Source organism: Spirosoma spitsbergense DSM 19989, from assembly GCF_000374085.1.
In the GTDB taxonomy this organism is placed as follows: domain Bacteria; phylum Bacteroidota; class Bacteroidia; order Cytophagales; family Spirosomataceae; genus Spirosoma; species Spirosoma spitsbergense.
This window is the reverse complement of sequence record NZ_KB893525.1, coordinates 1-1397: the sequence shown is the minus strand read 5'-3', so window position 1 is coordinate 1397 and position 1397 is coordinate 1. Positions and strand designations below refer to the sequence as shown.

2 protein-coding genes are annotated in these 1397 nt (G+C 42.8%); both read left to right on the top strand.

Annotated features, from left to right (window positions below; genetic code table 11):
* The first annotated feature begins 153 nt into the window (after window positions 1-153).
* Window positions 154-1113, top strand: a complete 960-nt coding sequence (locus tag B157_RS0113605; protein ID WP_020603867.1) for a replication initiation protein — start codon at window positions 154-156, stop codon at window positions 1111-1113.
* On the top strand, window positions 1106-1397 hold a 292-nt coding region (locus B157_RS0113600; protein WP_020603866.1), incomplete at its 3' end, for a BrnT family toxin. The genes B157_RS0113605 and B157_RS0113600, both read left to right, overlap by 8 nt.

Genomic DNA, 1397 nt, shown 5'->3' with positions numbered 1-1397 from the left:
GAAAAAACAGGTTTAATAAGCGTAGAAACAGGTTTGATAAGTTGAAAAAACAGGTTTAATAAGCGAAAACACATATTACTTTAACATAATGTGAATTAATTCTGTTTTTTAGCGTTATGAAACATAGAAATCCTCAAATCGAGTGAACTAGCTATGAATCAAGCTATAGAAGTACGTCAGCATAACGCTATCACCAATGCGCGTTACGAGTATTCAGAGATGCAATTAGATATCTTTCTGTACCTACTTGCCAAATTGCGAAAAGACAAAACTGATGGAGTTTATGAAGTGTCGGTGATTGAAATGGGGAAACTGACAGGCAAGAAGTATAATTACCAGCAACTGCGGCTGGCCACTGAGGGTATGGGGAGCCGTATGTTTGAAGTCTCAACACCCAAGAGTTATATACAACTGTGGATGTTCCAACGTATTGAGTATGTGCATGGTACGGGGATTATTGAAGTTGAGTTTACTAACCCAATCAAGCCCTATCTATTCGATTTGAAGGATAATTTTACCTCCTTCCAACTCTATGCAGCTCTGCGCTTGGGTAGCAAGTATGCTAAGCGAATTTATACCCTATGCAGCCAGTGGAAGGACAAAGGACAGACCCAAACCTTTAGCTTAGACGAATTCAAAAAGATGCTGTCCTTACTTGATGACAAGGGTAATGAGCAGTATAGACAGATTGGACAATTAAAACAGTTTGTACTTGATGAGTCAGTTAAGCAAATTAATCAACACACTGATTTACAGATCAGCTACAGTCTCGAAAAGAAGGGACGTAGCTTCAAAAATATCACCTTCACCGTTAAAGCTCAACCTCTGGCCGTAGTCCTGCCAGTGCAGAACGGAGCCGTTAAAGCGGTGGCCGCCCCGGTGGGTGTGTCAGATGACCAATATCAAAACGTCCGGCTGCTACTGGAGAAATGGAATATCAAACGCGCTGATGTAGTCAACCAGATCATGAACTCCGCCAATCTGATTCAGGAAGTCAACAAGTTTGCTTACGAGTTGCAGACGGGGAAGGTCAAAGTGGAAAAGAATGTAGCAGGCTACCTGCTTACCCGGCTGGGCCTCAAACAACCAAAGGGGAAAGAAAAAGATGCTTGAATTTCAATGGGATAGCGCAAATATTAAACACGTTATCGATGACTATCCAGAAAGAGCAAACACCATTGAGGAAGTAGAAAGCCTATTTGATGATCCTAATTTCCGGCCCCTTCCGGATCGGGTAGATAGCCAGGGAGAACAGCAATACAGTGGCGTGGGACGAAGCAACCAAAACCGGTTACTCTTCGTTGCTTTTGTGGTCAGAAAGGGCCAAATTCGTCCTTTCAGTTGCCGACCCGCTGGCCGTAAAGCAAGAGACACTTATGCTCAAGACGAAAAAAAAA